Genomic DNA, 17,037 nt, shown 5'->3' on the forward strand with positions numbered 1-17,037 from the left:
GCTCAGAACGGCGCCGAGTGCTGCATCAGGCTCAACATCAGCACGACCATGCACAACAGCGAGCTGAACATGATCAGCCCCATGACGACGATTACGAACCATGACGCGCAGCGCTGCTTGCCGCGCGCCAGTTTCGCGATCCGCTCGTCGTGCATGAGTTCATCTGCGACGACCGCGAATTCGACACGTTCCAATTCAGCGTCGGCGGCGGGTGCGCCGCAGGATATTTCGCGAAGGCGCGCGGCGGCGATGCCGACGCCGACCCCGGCGAATCGCCGACTCATCTGACGTGCCTGTCTTCGGGAGAGGCGGTGATCGAGCGCATCCAACGAATGCGGCCGCTGTCCCCATCCGCGGCCGTGCGCGTTCGACGGGGTCGTCATAACCTATTGAGTCTACGAGCGTCCCTGGTCGTGAGGAAGTCTGCGCCCGTGGATTGTTCACGTCTGCAAGTACTTGTTCACCGGATGACCCGGTGCACGTCCTCCGTCACGTCGCCGCCCTCCTGGGCGATCCACGGCCCTTCGATCGACGGATCGATGATTCCGTCCTCCAGCCACGTGTAGCTACCGGCGAGCACCTCGTGCGCCAGCGTGCGGTCAGAGTCGTCGCTGTTGTCCCAGAGTTCGGTGAACAGCCGCTCGGCCCGTGCTCGGGATTGGCGACAGAACGCGTCGGCGAGGTCGACAGCGGAGTCTGGTGCGCCGCTGCGGGCCCGGACGCAGGCCGCCGTCATCGCGAACAGTTCTGCCCCGATGTCGACGATCCGGCCGAGGAAGCGTTGCTTGTGTTCCAACCTGCCCTGCCACCGTGACATCGCGTAGAAGGTGCTGCGGGCGAGCTTGCGGCTGGCCCGTTCGACATACCGCAGGTGCTCGGCCAGCGGCCCGAACTCGGTGAATGACGTTGGCAGCTGGCCTCTTCCGGTGACCAGGGTGGGCAGCCAGCGCGCGTAGAACCTGCCGGCCTGCGCGGCGGCCTTCGCCTTGTGTCTGAGGTCGGCCTCGGGGTCGATGATGTCGCCGGCCACCGAGAGGTGCGCGTCCACCGCCTCGCGGGCCAGCATCAGATGCATGATCTCGGTGGAACCTTCGAAGATCCGGTTGATCCGCATATCGCGCAGGACCTGCTCGACGGGCACGCCGCGTTCCCCGCGGGCGGCCAGCGACTCGGCGGTTTCGAAGCCGCGGCCGCCACGAATCTGCACCAGCTCGTCGGCGATCAGCCATGCCATCTCGGAGCCGTAGAGCTTGGCCAGCGCGGCCTCGATCCGGATGTCGGTGCGCCCGGCGTCGGCCAGTTCGCCGGCGAGCTCGACCATCGACTCGATGCCGTAGGCGCTGGCCGCGATGAACGCCACCTTGCCGGCCACCGCGTCGTGCTCACCGACCGGCCGGCCCCACTGCACGCGTTCCTTCGACCATTCCCTGGCGATCTTCAGACTCCACTTCGCCGATCCGGTACACACCGCCGGCAGCGACAGGCGGCCCACGTTGAGCGTGGTCAGGGCGATCTTGAGGCCTTCTCCCTCGCGGCCGATGCGGTTCGCGGCCGGCACCCGCACGTCGGTCAGCTTGGTCAGACCGTTCTCGATTCCGCGTAACCCCATGAATGCGTTGCGGTTCGTGACGACGATGCCGGGCGTATCCGCCTCGACGACGAATGCGGTGATACCGCCGCGATGCCCGTCACTTGGCGGCACCTGGGCCATCACCACGAGCAGGTCGGCGATGACACCGTTGGTAGTCCACAGTTTGACGCCGTTGAGCAGGTAGTCGTCGCCGTCCGGCGTGGCGGTGGCGTGCAGTCGGGCCGGGTCACTGCCGACATCCGGCTCGGTCAGCAGGAACGCGCTGATCTCCCGCGTGCACCGGGGCAGCCAGGTGCGCTTCTGCTCGGCTGTCCCGAACATCGACACCGGCTGCGGTACCCCGATCGACTGGTGTGCCGACAGCAAGGCCCCGAGCGCGGGGTGTACCGAACCCACCAGGGTGAGCGCCTTGTTGTAGTACACCTGCGACAGGCCGAGTCCGTCGTACTCGGCGGAGATCTTCATGCCGAACGCGCCGAGTTCCTTCAATCCCCGGATCACTTTGTCCGGGATCTGCGCGTCGCGTTCGATGACCGCGGCGTCGATCTGCGTCTCGCAGAACGCCCGCAGCTTGGCCAGGAATGCCTTGCCCCGCTCCGTCGCCTCGGCCGAACCCCGTGGGTACGGATGGACCAGATCCAATCGCAATCTGCCGAGGAACAGTTCCTTACCGAAGCTGGGCTGGCGCCACTGCGCTTCCCGCGCCTGCTCGGCGACCTGCCTGGCCTGTCGTTCGTTGACTTCTCCGGTAGCGGTCATCACCGGCCTCCATACGTCGGGCCCTACTCGACGGTAACCCCATTCGGTGGTGGCATACCCCGCAATATTTCGGCGAAACGGTATTCCAGCAGGCCGGCTCTCGAACTTCTTCTGCCGGAATGCGGTTTCGGCGGGGATCGGTGAGCCGGAAACGGTCTCGCTACACTTACCGTAAGTACAACGGTTAGGGGCCGCGTTGATCAAGGTAATGCAGGGTATCCGGGTGCTGGAGGTCGCACAGTTCACGTTCGTGCCCGCGGCCGGCGCCATCCTCGCCGACTGGGGTGCCGACGTCATCAAGGTGGAGCACCCGGTGCGCGGCGATACCCAGCGCGGCTTCATCAATATGGGCGGATTCGAACTCGACCCGAATCGGCATCCGCTCATCGAGCATCCCAACCGCGGAAAGCGCAGCGTCGGCATCGACGTCTCGACCCCTGGTGGCCAGGAGATCCTGTACGAGATCGCCAAGACGGCCGACGTGTTCCTGACCAACTACATGCCCCAGGCCCGGCAGAAGAACAAGTTCGATGTCGAGCACATCCGCGCGGTGAACCCGAACATCATCTACGCCCGCGGTAGCGCCTACGGCGACAAGGGGCCCGAGCGGTTGGTCGGCGGTTTCGACGGCACCGCGTTCTGGACCCGCAGCGGGGTCGGACATGCCCTCACCCCCGAGGAGTTGGGCGGGGCACTGTCCCAGGGCATTCCGGCGTTCGGCGATTCGATCGGCGGGATGAACATCGCCGGCGGTATCTCGGCGGCATTGTTCCACCGCGACCGGACCGGGGAAGCGCTCGAGGTCGACGTGTCACTGCTGAGCACCGCGTGGTGGGCGGCCGGAGCCAGTGTCACCCAGGGCATGGAGACCGGGGAGACGATGCGTTCGGTGATGCCCGATTCCATCGGCCCCACGGTGAACCCGTTCCTCGGTAACTACCTCACCTCCGACGGCGGCACCATCAATCTGTGCATCGTCAGCCCGACCGGATACATTCGCGACGCGTTTGAGCACCTCGGCCTGCCCGAGCTGGCCGACGACCCGAGGTTCTCCGATGTCCTTCCGCTGATCGAAAATGCCGAAGCGGCAGCCGAACTGATTTCCGAATCGATCCGCAGCAAGCCGTTCGAGTATTGGCGTCAGCACCTCAAGACCATGAAGGGCCAGTGGGCGCCGTTCCAGAGCCTGGTTGAGCTCGCGAGTGACGACCAGGCCGTCGCCAACGACATGATCGTCGAGGTGGAGGCCACCGACGGCGGCAAGCCGTTCAAGGTGGTGCGCGGGCCCGTGCAGTTCAATCACGAACCGCTGGAGACCACGCGCGCACCCCAGGCCTCCGAGCACACCGAGATCGTGCTGATGGAACTCGGCATCGACTGGGACCGGATCAGCGAGCTCAAGGACTCAGGCTCGATCGCCTGAGCTGGTTGCGGGCACCGTTTTCTACGTGAGGGCTATTGACCGGCCGCGATCACACCCCCGCGTAGAAAAGCGGTGGCGGTGGTGTGTTCCTGAGCTAGTTGCAGCCGCTCGCGTTGACCCACCGGCCGTTCCAGCCGATGCAGCCGTTGATGTTCGATCCGGGCGGCGGCGGTGGCGGGTCCTCCGGCAGCGGGGCGTAGTACGTGGGCGGGGGAACGTAAGGGGCGACCGCGTCGGCGATGTTGACGCAACCGCCGACAGAAATCCGGCGGCCGGCGCTGGCGCATACGTCGGCGTTGGCCGTCCCGGCCGGGGCGGCCAGGACGATGGCGCCGGGCAGCGCCGTGAATGAGAGCACCACCGTGGCCGCGCGAAGCCACGATGATCGCGACGTTGTCTTGTGCATCATTGTCCTAACGGCTGGTCGGGCTGCTTGATTCCGCAACGATTGCGGAAATCGGTCAGCGGTTGACGGATCCCGGCGAGGTCAGCGTGGGCCTGGGGATTGCCGTCGAAGTAAGCCCGTGTGGCGTCCGGCACCTCTTCCTCCGGACGGCCCCGCAGGCTCGTATAGAAGTCGTTCACGTCCGGGTGGGTGAACAGGTACGTCGACGTCGATGCGGCGACGCCCGAGGCAATGTTGGCGAGGTCGGCAGCCGTGCAGTCGGGCGGGCGCGGCGGCGGCGGATCGGCCGCAGCGGTCATGGGGCTGAACAGACCGACGGCGACCCCGACGGCACCGGCGGCGAAAGCCGGGACCAATGCGTAGCGCATGTTGGACAGTGTGCGGGACACAGCGGGACTCCTTCCCGAGGCGGGCAGGTGCCGATTGCATCGCCCGGCGGGCCGAACTGTAGCAGGTGGGGCGGGGTATGGGCGACGAATCCTTCGCTCGGCAAGGACGTGGCTTGGCTTGGTAGCCCGGCGTTTATGGCCGCGGCGGCGACCCGACCCGTGCGTTGCGGTAGGTCGTGGGAGTCGCGCCGAACCAGCGTTTGCAGGAGCGGGTGAGGACGCTCTGCTCGGCATAGCCGAGTTGGCGGCAGAGTTGGTCGAGGCCGACATCGGTGTCGAGCAGCAGGCGTTGAGCGACGTCGCGGCGTGTCTGGTCGACCAGGTCGGCGAACGTGGCGTTCTCGGCGCGCAGTCGCCGTTGCAGCGCCTTCGGGTGCAGGCCGATGTGACCGGCGATGTCGGACGGGCCGATGGCCCCGGTGGGCAGGAGTGGGCGCACCAGGCTGCGCACCCGTTGGCTGGTCGCGGGGTCGAAGTCGCCCATGAGCTGGGCGAGGTAGTCGACCGCGGTCTGTTGGGCGAGTTGATCGGCGGGCAGTGGCCGTTGCAGATCGGCGGTGCGCAGGGTGAAGCCTGCGACCGGTTCGAAAAAACTGGGCGGGCAGCCGAAGTAGCTCTGATAGTCGTCGGTGGGGGTCAACGCGGGGCGGGGTAGGTGCACCGCGATGGGCCGGTAAGCGGCGCCGAGAAACAGCCGCAGTACCCGCAGCGTGACTCCCAGTGACAGTTCGATCGCTTGGGCTTGCGGGGGTGACGGGTCGAGGTGGAATTCGAATTCGAAGCGCGGTAGTTGCGGGTCGAGATGTGTGGTGACCCGTGCGGTGATCGAAGGGCTGTAGGCCGCCATGAATTTCTCGAAGATCGTGAAGGCTTCGGCAACGGTGGCGGCATTGCGGCCGGCAAGGCCGACCGGGCCCAGGATGTCGACGCCCTGACGAAGTGCCAAACGCCGTCCGAAATCCGGGGTTCCGAGTGCGGCGGCGGTGTCTTCGAGCATCCGGGCGCCGTTGGGCAGGGAGATGAACCGGTCGTGACGACCGACATCGTCGTAGGGAATGTGGGCGGCCGCGATCAGTGCGCGACTGTCTCCGCCGAGTTCGGTGACGAGTTGGTGAAAAGTCGTGAGTGCCGTCCCGCGAATCAGGCCATGTCCCAGACTGTCAAAGATTTGTCCTGGAATGTCAAGACATCGGCTCTCAGTTTGCTGCACAGTAGATGACCGGGTCGGGGTGAATCGGCTGCGCGGCTTGCCCCACAGTGGCCTGCTGCGCAGACCGAGTTCCTATGGAGGAGAGGGGCGCGGTGTCTGACGTGCAGGGTGACCAGTTGGTGGCGGCGGTTCTACCGGACGGAGGTGTTTTGCCGTTCCCGCCGGTTCCGTCGGGCAGTATCGCGGGCCGCACGTTGCAGGAGTCGACGTACCAACCTCGTCAAGTCCCGAAGCGACTACACGATGACTCGCCGAACATCGTCATCGTGCTCATCGACGACGCGGGGCCCGGCTTGCCCTCGACCTTCGGCGGTGAGATCACCACGTCGACGCTCGACCGCATCTGCGCTGAAGGCGTGTCCTACAACCGCTTTCACACCACCGCCATGTGCTCGCCGACCCGGGCGTCGCTGCTCACCGGCCGCAATCACCACGAGATCGGCAATGGCCAGATCGCTGAGCTGGCCAACGACTGGGACGGATACGCCGGCAAGATTCCGCGGTCGAGTGCCACCGTGGCCGAAGTGCTCAAGCAGTACGGCTACGCGACATCGGCCTTCGGGAAGTGGCACAACACCCCCGCGGAAGAGACCACTGCCGCCGGGCCGTTCGAGAACTGGCCCACCGGTTTGGGTTTCGAGTACTTCTACGGGTTCCTGGCCGGTGAGGCCTCACAGTACGAGCCGAACCTGGTGCGCAACACCACCGTCGTCGCCCCGCCGAAGACTCCCGAAGAGGGTTACCACCTGTCCGAGGATCTGGCCGACGACGCCATCTCCTGGCTGCGCCGGCACAAGGCATTCAACGCCGACAAGCCGTTCATGATGTATTGGGCCAGCGGTTGCCTGCACGGTCCGCACCACATCATGAAGGAGTGGGCCGACAAGTACGCGGGCAAGTTCGACGACGGTTGGGATGCCTACCGGCAGAGGGTGTTCGAGCGTGCCAAGGACAAGGGCTGGATTCCTCAGGACTGTGTCCTGACCGAACGCGATGAAGCGATGGCGGCCTGGGATGAAATCCCCGAGGACGAGAAGCCGTTCCAGCGCCGTCTGATGGAGGTCGCCGCCGGCTACGCCGAGCACGTCGACGTCCAGGTCGGCCGCCTCGCCGATGAGCTCGAATCACTCGGTTACGCCGACAACACCCTGTTCTTCTATATCTGGGGTGACAACGGCTCGTCGGGCGAAGGCCAGAACGGCACGATCGCCGAACTCTTGGCGCAGAACGGGATTCCCACCACGGTGCGCCAGCACATCGACGCCCTCGAGGAGCTCGGCGGCCTTGACGTCCTGGGTTCCCCGCTGGTTGACAACCAGTACCACGCGGCCTGGGCGTGGGCGGGCAGTACGCCCTACAAGGGGATGAAGCTGCTCGCCTCCCACCTGGGCGGCACCCGTAATCCGATGGCGGTGCGCTGGCCTGCCCGGATCAACGCGGATGCCGCTCCCCGCGATGTGTTCCTGCACTGCAACGACATCGTGCCGACCATCTACGACATCGTCGGTATCGCGCCGCCGCAGATGGTCAACGGCGAACCCCAGATGCCGCTGGCGGGAGCGAGTTTCGCCCGTACGTTGGGGGACCGAAAGGCGCCCGGCGGCAAGAAGACCCAATACTTCGAGGTCATGGGCAGTCGCGGTATCTACCACGACGGCTGGATGGCATCGGCGCGTGGGCCCCGGCTGCCGTGGGTGCCGGGCCAGCCGCCGGGTATCGCCACCTGGACCCCCGACAACGACACGTGGGAGCTGTACCACCTCGACGAAGACTGGTCGCAGGCCCACGATCTCGCCGCCGAACAGCCCGAGAAGCTTGCCCAGATGCGGGAGGTGTTCATGGTCGAAGCGGCCCGCAATGCGGTGCTGCCGATCGGCGGTGGCCTGTGGGTTCCGATCTACCACCCCGAGTTGCGGATCGCCCCGCCCTACAAGGAGTGGGCGTTCTCGGGTGACACCATCCGGATGCCGGAATTCTGTGCCCCGGCGCTGGGCAACAAGAACAACGTCGTCACCATCGATGTCGACATCCCCGCCAATGCGAACGGGGTGCTGTACGCCCTGGGTGCGGCGGCCGGCGGGCTGACGGTCTACCTCGACGAGGGCCAACTCTGCTACGAGTACAACCTGTTCATCTTGTCGCGCACCAAGATCCGCGCTGAGGGCAAGGTGCCCCCGGGTCGTGCCACCATCACCGTGACCACCCAGTACGCGGATCCGCGCCCGGCCGGTCCGCTCGACATCACCGTCGCGCGCAACGGCGAAACGATCGCCAGTGGCCAGGTCCCGATCAGCGCACCGTTGTTGTTCACCGCCAATGACTGCCTCGACATCGGCACCTGCCTCGGCTCACCGGTATCGCTCGACTACCGCGAACGCGCGCCCTTCCCCTTTGAAGGTCAGATTCACCGCGTCCACGTCGCCTACACCTAGTCGGCGAGCCGTGGGCGCTGAGCTGGCCGGACGCTCACGACCGCTACTACCTGTTCCCGGGAACCTCGACGGCTACACCAACGCCTTCGAGGTTCCCGGGAAGCGCACAACCGGGACGGGCCCGCAGACCTACCTGCAGCACGAGAACCCCGGCCCGGGCAAGGAGCCAACTGGCTGCCCGCACCGGCCGGCAAGTTCAACCTCATGCTGCGCCTGTACTGGCCGACGGAAACGTCACCGTCGATCATCGATGGCACGTGGAAGCCACCGGCCATCACGAAGGTTCAGTAAGACGATTTGCCATATAAATAAGCGAAATGGCTGCCAGACCGGGTCTGGCAGCCATTTCGACGTTTGTCTGATGTGCGATGAACTACGTGTGCACCGCCCGGTGACGATGGCGAAGCAGGCGGGTCAACCAGCGAACATCGATCAACATTGCGTTGGCCTTTCTCTCAGGCGCTCTTGATAAGCAGGGGCAGCAACCGGCGGCGTGCCGTGTTGCCTTCGGCGAAGTGATGCAGGGCTTCGGGCACCGACGAACTGACCGGTACGTCCACCTCCTGGTGGTGGATCTCGGCGATGACCGGCTGGCTGGCGACCACCGTCCAGTCCACACCGATTGCGCCGCACCGTTCATCGATGTCGTAGAACAGCGAGATCGCTTGCGGTGCAAAGCTGTTCACGCCACTCAAATCGAGTGCCAACGGCTTCTCCGCGAGGATGAACCGATTCACATACGATGCGATCTGGTCGATGTTGTTGGTGTCGACATCTCCCTTGACGGTCACCACTGTTGCCAGCTGGCGGCATTGCGCACGCATCGATGCGCCCTCGCAGATAACCGCCGAGTTCCCGTACCGAAAGTGTCGATCCAATGCCGGGGTGTTGTTCGTGAATGCCATGATCAGCCTCCCGCCGTCTTTCCTGAGCTCTGGGCTGAGCTCCTTCGCGTCAACCTGTCCATGACGTTATGCGGGCAATCTAAGGCGGCTGGGAGCCAGCGTTAATACTTTGCTAAGAACCCTCCGGGGCCTACTCGTCGGTAAGGTTCACACCACCAGCACGTCGAGCGTTCGGGGTCCGTGGACGCCTTCTACACGTTGTAGTTCGATGTCGCTGGTGGCGCTGGGTCCGGAGATGAAGGTCAGGGGCCGCGTCGGCGCCAGCTCGCCGAATGCCTGCGGGACGGTGTCGACGATCTGATCAGCCCACACCACACAGATGTGATGGTCGGGTACCAGGGTCAGCGCGCGCCGCCCTTGTGTGGGGCCGGCATCCAGCACGATCGTCCCAGTCGCTGCGATCCCCAGCGCGCATCCGGTCAGCACCGCATCGGCTCTGTCGAGTTGCTCGACACCGAGCTCGGGCGCATCGGCGACCGTCGTCAGCCCCGCCACCCATTCGGGCGGCAGGTCGGCCGGGATGACCACGGTGGCGCTCGGCCCGACCAGTTCCAGAACGGTCGACGCGATCGCGTCGACCTCGATGCGATGTACCCGGGCTTGGTACTCGGCGACCGTCTCGGCGAACCTCTCGACATTCCCGGCGCCGGTCAGCGGCTCGCGGTGATAGTCCCGCGGCACCACGACGGCCTGCGGCGGCGCGGACGCCAGAGCGCCGCGAACGCGGCCGAGCACCGCCGCCCTGGCCTCCGGCGTCGGGCCGGTCATCCCCGCCCTCCCTGATGAGTCCGGTTCCACCACTGCCGGAACGTCTCGGCCGGCGGCTCGGGAATGTCCCGGCTGGCCGTCCACTTGGAGGCCGGCCAGGGCAGCGAAGAGATGCGGTGATCGCGCCCCGCGATCAACCGACCGGCGCCCAGAACCTTCTCGGCCAGCGAGAACCGGCCCGCGCCGGCCATTGCCCAGCCCGCGGCCTTCATCGCCAGATCCTGCCCGCCGGGTAGCCCTCCTCTTTCTTGGTCCACCTGCTTCGCGCGCAGGTGGACCAGGATCGACGGGATGTCGATGCGTACCGGACACGCTTCGAAACAGGCCCCGCACAGCGACGAGGCATACGGCAGGCTGGCGTTGGGGTCATCGTGACCGGTGGTGCCGGTGAGCTGGGGGCTCAGGATCGCCCCGATCGGTCCCGGGTACACCGAGCCGTAGGCGTGGCCGCCGGTGCGTTCGTAGACCGGGCAGACGTTGAGGCATGCGCTGCATCGGATGCAGTGCAGCGCGGCGCGTCCCACCTCGTCGGCCAGCACCCGGGTACGGCCGTTGTCGAGCAGGACCAGGTGGAATTCCTGTGGACCGTCGCCGGGGTGCACGCCGGTCCACATCGAGGTGTACGGGTTCATTCGTTCGGCCGTCGACGAGCGTGGCAGCAACTGCATGAAGACTTCGAGGTCGGCGAACGTCGGCACGATCTTCTCGATGCCCATCACGGTGATCAGCGTCTGCGGCAGCGTCAGGCACATCCGCCCGTTGCCCTCGGATTCCACCACCGCGAGTGTGCCGGTTTCGGCGATGCCGAAGTTCGCGCCGCTGATCGCGACCTTCGCGGTGAGGAACTTGCGCCGCAGATGGGCCCTGGCCGCCATCGCCAGTACCCGGGGGTCGTCGGTGAGCTCACCCGCGTCGGGCATCTCGCGGGTGAAGATCTCACGGATCTCGGCGCGGTTGCGGTGGATCGCCGGCACCAGGATGTGGCTGGGTTTGTCGTGGCCGAGTTGCACGATGAGCTCGGCCAGGTCGGTTTCGAACGCGGCGATGCCCTGGGCTTCCAGATATTCGTTGAGCCCGATCTCCTGCGTGGCCATCGACTTGACCTTGACCACCTCGTCGGAGCCCGTGGCGCGGATCAGGCCGGCGACGATGCGGTTGGCCTCATCGCCGTCGCGGGCCCAGTGCACCACGCCGCCGCGCTGGGTGACGTTGTCCTCGAGCTGCTCGAGCAACTCGGGAAGCCGGGCCATGACGTCCTGCTTGAGGGCGCTGCCGGCGGCGCGCAGCTGCTCCCAGTCGTCGCACTCGCGTATTGCGTTGAGCCGCTTGGTGCGAATGGTGTGGGTGGCATGGCCGATGTTGCGGCGCAGCTGGGAATCGGCGAGCGCGGTGCGGGCGGCGGCGGGGAACGGTTCGTCGCCGCGCAGGTTGCCGACGCCGGGGGTGCCCAGAAATGTGGTCATGCCTCGGCCGCCAGGATCTCGGCCAGGTGCACGGTCCGCACTCCGGATCGCAGCCGGCTCAGCCCGCCACCGATGTGCATCAGGCAGGAGGAGTCCCCGGCGCTGCACACCTCGGCGCCGGTCTCCAGGATGTGGGCCATCTTGTCGGTCAGCATGGCCGTGGACGTGTCGGAGTTCTTGATCGCGAACGTTCCGCCGAAGCCGCAACACGATTCGGCCTCCGGCAGCTCCACCAGTGTCAGCCCCCGCACCTTGCGCAGCAGTCGCAGCGGTTTGTCACCCACGCCGAGCATGCGCAGCGAGTGGCAGGTCGGGTGATAGGTGACGCGGTGCGGATAGTAGGCGCCGACATCGTCGACCCCGAGCACGTCGATCAGCAGTTCCGACAACTCGTAGGTCTTGGCCGCCAGGCTCTCGGCGCGGGTGGCCAGGGCTTCGTCATCGGCGCGACGGGCCACCATCGCGTGCTGGTGACGTGCCGAACCCACACAGGAGCCCGACGGGGCCACCACGGCGTCGCAGTTCGCGGATTCGAAAGCCTGGACGTGATTGCGCACCAGCGCGGTGGCTTCCTTGAGATAGCCGGTATTGATATGCATTTGGCCGCAACAGGTTTGGCCTTGTGGGAACTCCACCTGATGGCCGAGGCGCTCGAGCAACTGCACCGTGGCGATCGCCGCGGGTGGGAACATCGCATCCGCCAGGCAGGTCGCGAACAGGGCGATTCGCATACGCACTCCTAAAGCGTGATCTGACCACAGTACCGACTGGGTGGTGACGCGTATTTCGTTTCGAAATCAGGGCTGCACACGCAAATCCAAGGCGTAAAACAACTTGTCGTACCGCTGTTCACCCACTGCGACGAACCTCTCAAGCACGCCGTACCTCTTGAAGCCCAACGACTCGTAGAGTCGGGCAGCGCGATCATTGTCGCCCCGGAGGTCCAACGTCAGTACCTCCACATCAGACTCCACCGCGGCCTGGATCAGTCCCTCCATCAGGCGGCGGCCAATCCCCAGGCCCTGCCACCGCGAGTCGACGGCAACTTTCTCCACGTCGGCATGGGGCCGGTGGGTCGGACGCGGGTACCGGCGCCAGTGGCCGAACCCGGCCAACTGATCGTCGACCTCCGCGACGAGCAGGGCCGAGTCGCCGTCGGCCGTTCCCCTGACCACCTCTCCGAGTAGTTCGGCGACCTCAGCCTCGGACGGCGGATCGACCCAACCCAACGCGGCGCCGCCGGCCACCAGATGCTGCAGAAGCAGCGTGGTCGGCCCACTCAGGGACGGCACAAGATCTCGGGAGGCGACGGGGAATACCCGAACGGCTCTGGCGTCGACCACGGCCGCAGTATTTCACCTCGAGTGCAACCTCCGCCGGAGCCGCAATCCTGTATTCAGGCCGGTGGGAGCACGCCGCCGTAACGAAGCTCAGTACGCGGTGTTCGGCTCGGGCCACCAATCCGAGTTTTCGATCGGGCTGGCCGCACTACCCGTCACCGTCTTGACCACATCGGTCAGCGCTGACAGATCTCCCCGTGCGATGGCCTGATACCAGGAGATCCAGGCCTCGATCTGGTTCCCGCTGACGCCCTGTTTCCAGCGCCGGCCGAACGCCTCCTCCAACGTCTCCGGGTGATAGCGGTACGGCCGCCCCGTCGCCGCGGCGATCCTGGCCACTGCCTGCTCAAGGGTGAGCAGTTCCGGTCCGGTGACCTCCAGGATCTCGCCGTCGTGTTCGGTACTCGAATCCGTCGCGACCGCGGCAACGACCGCGGCGATATCGCCGTGCGTGACGAACGCAGCCTGCCCGGTGCCGCCTGGTCCGCTGATGACGAGATTCTCGTCGGCCAGAGCGGCGGGCGTCACGCCGTAGAAGCCGGCACGGAAGATGGTGTGCCGTACGCCTGTTCCGGCGATGAACTGCTCGGTGAGCCAGTGGTCGCGGGCATTGCGGTAGGTGGCCACGGGACCCGCTCCGAGGAGCGAGACGTACAAGACGCGTTCAACTCCAATGTCGAGGCCGGCCTCGACGACGCTCGCGTGTTCTTCCAGGCGCCGGCCGGTCGGATGTCCGGATATCAGGATCAAGGTCGACGCGCCGTCGAGTGCACGGCGCATGGCCGCGGCATCGGCGTACTCGGCGGGGCCGCGCCGCTGCGCGTTGGCCAGTTCGGGCAGGACGGTTGGGTTGCGCGCCACCATGAGCTGTGGGGCTTTTCGGGCAGCGAGCTCGGCGGCGATTCTGCTGCCGAGCGCGCCGGTGGCGCCGGTGATGGCGATGGTCTTGTTGATCTGGTTCACGGCACTCCTCGAACGCGACTGAATGCCATCAGGGAGGTACGATGACTTTCGTACACGACGTTAGCCGTATTGAAGGTACGATGCAAACCGTACCTGCTGGGGAGGGGTTGCGCTGCAGTGGAATCCGAGATGACGCTGGGCGTCGTGCTGGCGGCGCTGGCTGACCCGCACCGGAGGCAGGTGGTCGCCGAGCTTGCAGCGGATACCGAGGACGTCGAGCGCACCTGCTCATCGTTTGCTCTCAAGGTAACCAAATCTACTGCAACACATCATTTTCGAGTACTCGGCGAGAGCGGACTCATCCAGCTGACCGATTACGGCAATCGCAAAGGCGTGCTACTCAAGCGCGCGGAAGTCGAACATCGGTTTCCAGGTCTTCTTGCCTTGCTCGTTGCCGAACGCGGCCCATAAACTCAGCGCTTCCACTGAGCGCCGCGGTAGTTCTCCCACGGGTTGTAGTCGGCGAGCAGCTCCTCCTGGGGTGGGCGCTCGGCCTCGGGTACGTGCTGGAGGTTGACCCGCACCCGGTACCAGATCGAGCTCGGGCCGCGCATCCCGTCGAGCAGGATGTCGACGGGTTCCAGACGCGCGGCCACCGCGGGATGGCGATCGCGCCACACGTCCAGTGCCGCCATGGCCCCGTCCTTGGTCTTGGTCTTGGCGATCTCGATCAGCGGCATCGAAGAAACGCGCCTGCCGGCACCGCTTCGTCCGGCGCCTTTCGGCGCCTTCTCGGCCGGGCCGAGCTCTTTGGCGAGCGCAAGCAACGCGTCCAACCCGCCGACTGTGATGTCCATGCCCTCCCACGGGTCGCCGATCTCGGCGAACCGCTCGGGCACTGTGGCGACCGTGAACGCCTCGGGACGGCACCCGTCGACCTCGTCCCAGCGCAGCGGGGTGGATACCCGGGCATCGGGGGTGGCTCGCACGGAGTAGGCCGAGGCCACCGTGCGGTCCTTGGCGTTCTGGTTGAAGTCGACGAAGACCCGGGCGCCACGTTCCTCCTTCCACCAGCGCGCCGTCGCGAGATCGGGAACGCGCCGCTCGACCTCACGCGCCACTGTCTCGGCGGCCAGTCGCACCTTGGTGAACGGCCACCTCGGGTGGATGCGGGCATAGATGTGGAAGCCGCGCGAGCCCGACGTCTTGGGCCACGCGGTCAGACCATGATCTTCGAGCACCGCGCGGGCGACTTGGGCGACGTCGACGATCTGCGACCAGCCGACCCCGGGCATCGGGTCCAGGTCGACCCGCAGTTCGTCGGGATGGTCGAGGTCCTCGGCCCGCACGGCATGGGGGTTCAAGTCGACGCACCCGAGATTCACCGCCCATGCCAGACCCGCCGTGTCGCGCAGCACGGCTTCCTTGGCGGATGTGCCGGACCGGTACTTGAGCTCGGCCACGTCCACATAGTCCGGCCGCTTCTCCGGTGCCCGTTTCTGGAAGATGGCCTCGGCGGCAATGCCCTTGACGAACCGTTTGAGGATCATCGGACGTCCGTACACCCCGCGCAGCGCGCCGTCGGCCACTGATCGGTAGTAGTTGATCAAGTCCAGCTTGGTCACGTGCGCGTCAGGGAAAACCACCTTGTCAGGGTTGGTGACGGCCACCTCGAGGCCGTCGATCTCCAGCGATACTGCCCCGGCCATGACCACATGGTAGTTAAGGCCCGAAGTGCGATAGATGTCACTTATTGTGGCGACATGCCAAGTCTGTCTGATCTGCCGGCGAACCTGACTGCGAAGGCCAAGCAGTACGCGGAGCGGGGCGCGGCGGAATTGCACTACGCGCGCAAGATGTTCGAGGCGGGTGCGCTGCGGCTGGAACCGCCACAGAACATCCTGGCCATGCTGGGTGACATCCGCACCTGGGGTGAGATCGGAATGATCCCGGCGCTGAACGCGCGTCGGCATCCCAACCGGGTCGCGGTCATCGACGACGAGGGCGAATTCACGTTCGGTGAGCTCGACTCGGCGGCGCACGCGGTGGCCCACGAACTGCTCACCATGGGCGTCAGGGGCGGTGACGGGGTGGGGATACTGGCCCGCAACCACCGCTGGTTCCTGGTCGCGCTGTACGGTGCGGCCCGGGTGGGAGCCCGGATCATCCTGCTCAACTCCGAGTTCTCGGGGCCGCAGATCAAGGAGGTCTCCGAGCGCGAGGGCGCCAAGGTGATCATCTACGACGACGAATACACCGCCGCGGTGGCCCACGCCGAACCGGAACTGGGCAGATTACGGGCGCTGGGCGTCAACCCGGATTCGGACAAGCCGTCCGGCAGCACCGATGAGACGCTGGCCGACGTCATCGCGCGCGGCAATGGGCGTCCGGCACCGAAGGCCAGTAAGCATCCCGCGATCATCATCCTGACCAGCGGCACCACCGGAACGCCCAAGGGCGCCAACCGTGCCGCCCCGCCGTCGCTGGCCCCGATCGGGGGAGTGTTGTCGCACGTCCCGTTCCGGGGCGGCGAGGTGACCGCGCTTCCCGCGCCGATGTTCCATGCGCTCGGGTTCCTGCACGCCACCCTCGCGATGATGCTGGGCACGACCCTGGTGCTGCGTCGCCGGTTCAAGCCCGCCACGGTGTTCGAAGATGTTGAGAAACATCAGGTCACCGCCATGGTGGTGGTGCCGGTCATGCTCTCGCGGATGCTCGACTACCTCGAGCAGGTGACGCCCAAGCCCAATCTGTCCTCGCTGCGGATCGTCTTCGTCTCCGGATCCCAGCTGGGTGCCGAGCTGGCCTCCCGCGCCCTCAAGGAGCTCGGGCCGGTCATCTACAACCTCTACGGCTCGACCGAGATCGCCTTCGCGAGCATCGCCCGGCCCAAGGATCTGTCGATCAACCCGGCCACGGTCGGGCCGGTGGTCAAGGGCATCACCGTCAAGATCATCGACGACAACGGCAACGAGCTTCCCCCGGGGCAGGTGGGCCGCATCTTCGTGCGAAACACGTTCCCGTTCAAGGGTTATACGGGTGGCGGGGGCAAGGAGATCATCGACGGCATGCTGTCCTCCGGCGATGTCGGATACTTCGACGAGCACGGTCTCCTCTATGTCAGCGGCCGCGATGACGAGATGATCGTGTCCGGCGGGGAGAACGTGTTCCCGGCCGAGGTGGAGGATCTGATCAGCGGCCATCCCGATGTCATCGAGGCGACGGCACTCGGGGTCGAGGACAAGGAATGGGGTGCCCGGCTCAAGGCCTTCGTGGTGAAGGCCGAGGGCGCCAGCCTCGACGAGGACGCGATCAAGACCTACGTCAAAGAACATCTGGCCCGCTACAAAGTGCCACGTGAGGTGGTCTTCCTCGACGAATTGCCCCGCAACCCGACCGGCAAGATCCTCAAGCGCGAACTCCGCAACCTGGAATAGTTCGCTCCGAT

The 17,037-nt window shown here is 66.0% G+C and carries 16 protein-coding genes and 1 pseudogene; 5 read left to right on the plus strand and 12 right to left on the minus strand.

Translation table 11 applies throughout. The annotated features are described in order from the left end of the window. Positions 1-2: 2 nt before the first annotated feature. Positions 3-284 carry a hypothetical protein gene (locus tag EYZ64_RS03270; RefSeq protein ID WP_286174596.1) on the minus strand — a complete coding sequence of 94 codons (282 nt, stop codon included), beginning with the start codon at positions 282-284 and terminating at the stop codon, positions 3-5. Positions 285-460: 176 nt separating this feature from the next. Continuing rightward, positions 461-2,350: an acyl-CoA dehydrogenase family protein gene (locus tag EYZ64_RS03275; protein ID WP_135451841.1), complete on the minus strand. Its 1,890-nt coding sequence runs from the start codon at positions 2,348-2,350 to the stop codon at positions 461-463. 208 nt (positions 2,351-2,558) lie between these two features. Between EYZ64_RS03275 and EYZ64_RS03280 the strand changes: the two genes are divergently transcribed. Further along, on the plus strand, positions 2,559-3,773 hold the full coding sequence (locus EYZ64_RS03280) for a CaiB/BaiF CoA transferase family protein (RefSeq protein WP_135459780.1): 1,215 nt from the start codon (positions 2,559-2,561) through the stop codon (positions 3,771-3,773). 94 nt (positions 3,774-3,867) lie between these two features. Here the strand turns inward: EYZ64_RS03280 and EYZ64_RS03285 are convergent, their stop codons facing one another. From EYZ64_RS03285 to EYZ64_RS03295, 3 genes are all read right to left on the minus strand, one after another. Further along, positions 3,868-4,179, minus strand: coding sequence for a hypothetical protein (locus EYZ64_RS03285; protein WP_135451842.1), 312 nt, complete (start codon positions 4,177-4,179; stop codon positions 3,868-3,870). Beyond that, positions 4,179-4,547, minus strand: a complete 369-nt coding sequence (locus EYZ64_RS03290; RefSeq protein ID WP_286175251.1) for a heme-binding protein — start codon at positions 4,545-4,547, stop codon at positions 4,179-4,181. Before EYZ64_RS03290 ends, EYZ64_RS03285 begins: the two co-directional genes overlap by 1 nt. Positions 4,548-4,701: 154 nt before the next feature. Next, positions 4,702-5,712, minus strand: a complete 1,011-nt coding sequence (locus EYZ64_RS03295) for an AraC family transcriptional regulator (protein ID WP_135459782.1) — start codon at positions 5,710-5,712, stop codon at positions 4,702-4,704. Positions 5,713-5,852: 140 nt separating this feature from the next. Between EYZ64_RS03295 and EYZ64_RS03300 the strand changes: the two genes are divergently transcribed. Next, positions 5,853-8,210, plus strand: a complete 2,358-nt coding sequence (locus EYZ64_RS03300; RefSeq protein WP_135451843.1) for an arylsulfatase — start codon at positions 5,853-5,855, stop codon at positions 8,208-8,210. A gap of 147 nt (positions 8,211-8,357) precedes the next feature. Further along, positions 8,358-8,501 (plus strand): annotated as a pseudogene (locus EYZ64_RS32185) (DUF1214 domain-containing protein); the annotation flags it as partial. Between the two features lie 164 nt (positions 8,502-8,665). Here EYZ64_RS32185 and EYZ64_RS03310 read toward each other — a convergent pair. The 6 genes from EYZ64_RS03310 to EYZ64_RS03335 all read right to left on the minus strand — a co-directional run bounded on the left by EYZ64_RS03310 (position 8,666) and on the right by EYZ64_RS03335 (position 13,649). Beyond that, a complete protein-coding gene (locus tag EYZ64_RS03310) occupies positions 8,666-9,115 on the minus strand; it encodes an STAS domain-containing protein (RefSeq protein WP_135451844.1) in 450 nt (149 codons plus the stop codon). A 147-nt stretch (positions 9,116-9,262) separates the two neighbouring features. Continuing rightward, positions 9,263-9,883, minus strand: coding sequence for a LutC/YkgG family protein (locus tag EYZ64_RS03315; RefSeq protein WP_135451845.1), 621 nt, complete (start codon positions 9,881-9,883; stop codon positions 9,263-9,265). Beyond that, positions 9,880-11,346 (minus strand): LutB/LldF family L-lactate oxidation iron-sulfur protein, encoded by a 1,467-nt coding sequence (locus tag EYZ64_RS03320; RefSeq protein WP_135451846.1) that lies wholly within the window; start codon positions 11,344-11,346, stop codon positions 9,880-9,882. Before EYZ64_RS03320 ends, EYZ64_RS03315 begins: the two co-directional genes overlap by 4 nt. Further along, positions 11,343-12,077: a (Fe-S)-binding protein gene (locus EYZ64_RS03325; RefSeq protein ID WP_135451847.1), complete on the minus strand. Its 735-nt coding sequence runs from the start codon at positions 12,075-12,077 to the stop codon at positions 11,343-11,345. Before EYZ64_RS03325 ends, EYZ64_RS03320 begins: the two co-directional genes overlap by 4 nt. A 66-nt stretch (positions 12,078-12,143) precedes the next feature. Further along, the gene (locus EYZ64_RS03330; RefSeq protein WP_135451848.1) at positions 12,144-12,689 is read right to left on the minus strand and encodes a GNAT family N-acetyltransferase; all 546 of its coding nucleotides are present in this window, start codon (positions 12,687-12,689) and stop codon (positions 12,144-12,146) included. 87 nt (positions 12,690-12,776) lie between these two features. After that, the gene (locus EYZ64_RS03335) at positions 12,777-13,649 is read right to left on the minus strand and encodes an NmrA family NAD(P)-binding protein (protein WP_135451849.1); all 873 of its coding nucleotides are present in this window, start codon (positions 13,647-13,649) and stop codon (positions 12,777-12,779) included. Between the two features lie 129 nt (positions 13,650-13,778). On the opposite strand from EYZ64_RS03335, the gene EYZ64_RS03340 reads away from it, so the two are divergent. After that, a complete protein-coding gene (locus EYZ64_RS03340) occupies positions 13,779-14,060 on the plus strand; it encodes an ArsR/SmtB family transcription factor (protein WP_135451850.1) in 282 nt (93 codons plus the stop codon). 2 nt (positions 14,061-14,062) lie between these two features. On the opposite strand, the gene ligD is transcribed toward EYZ64_RS03340, so the two are convergent. Continuing rightward, positions 14,063-15,298 carry a non-homologous end-joining DNA ligase gene (gene ligD, locus EYZ64_RS03345; RefSeq protein WP_135451851.1) on the minus strand — a complete coding sequence of 412 codons (1,236 nt, stop codon included), beginning with the start codon at positions 15,296-15,298 and terminating at the stop codon, positions 14,063-14,065. Between the two features lie 54 nt (positions 15,299-15,352). On the opposite strand from ligD, the gene fadD2 reads away from it, so the two are divergent. Then, positions 15,353-17,026 carry a long-chain-fatty-acid--CoA ligase FadD2 gene (fadD2, locus tag EYZ64_RS03350; RefSeq protein WP_167857691.1) on the plus strand — a complete coding sequence of 558 codons (1,674 nt, stop codon included), beginning with the start codon at positions 15,353-15,355 and terminating at the stop codon, positions 17,024-17,026. The last annotated feature ends 11 nt before the right edge of the window (positions 17,027-17,037 follow it).

This window comes from Mycobacterium sp. DL99 (assembly GCF_004762045.1).
GTDB lineage: Bacteria > Actinomycetota > Actinomycetes > Mycobacteriales > Mycobacteriaceae > Mycobacterium.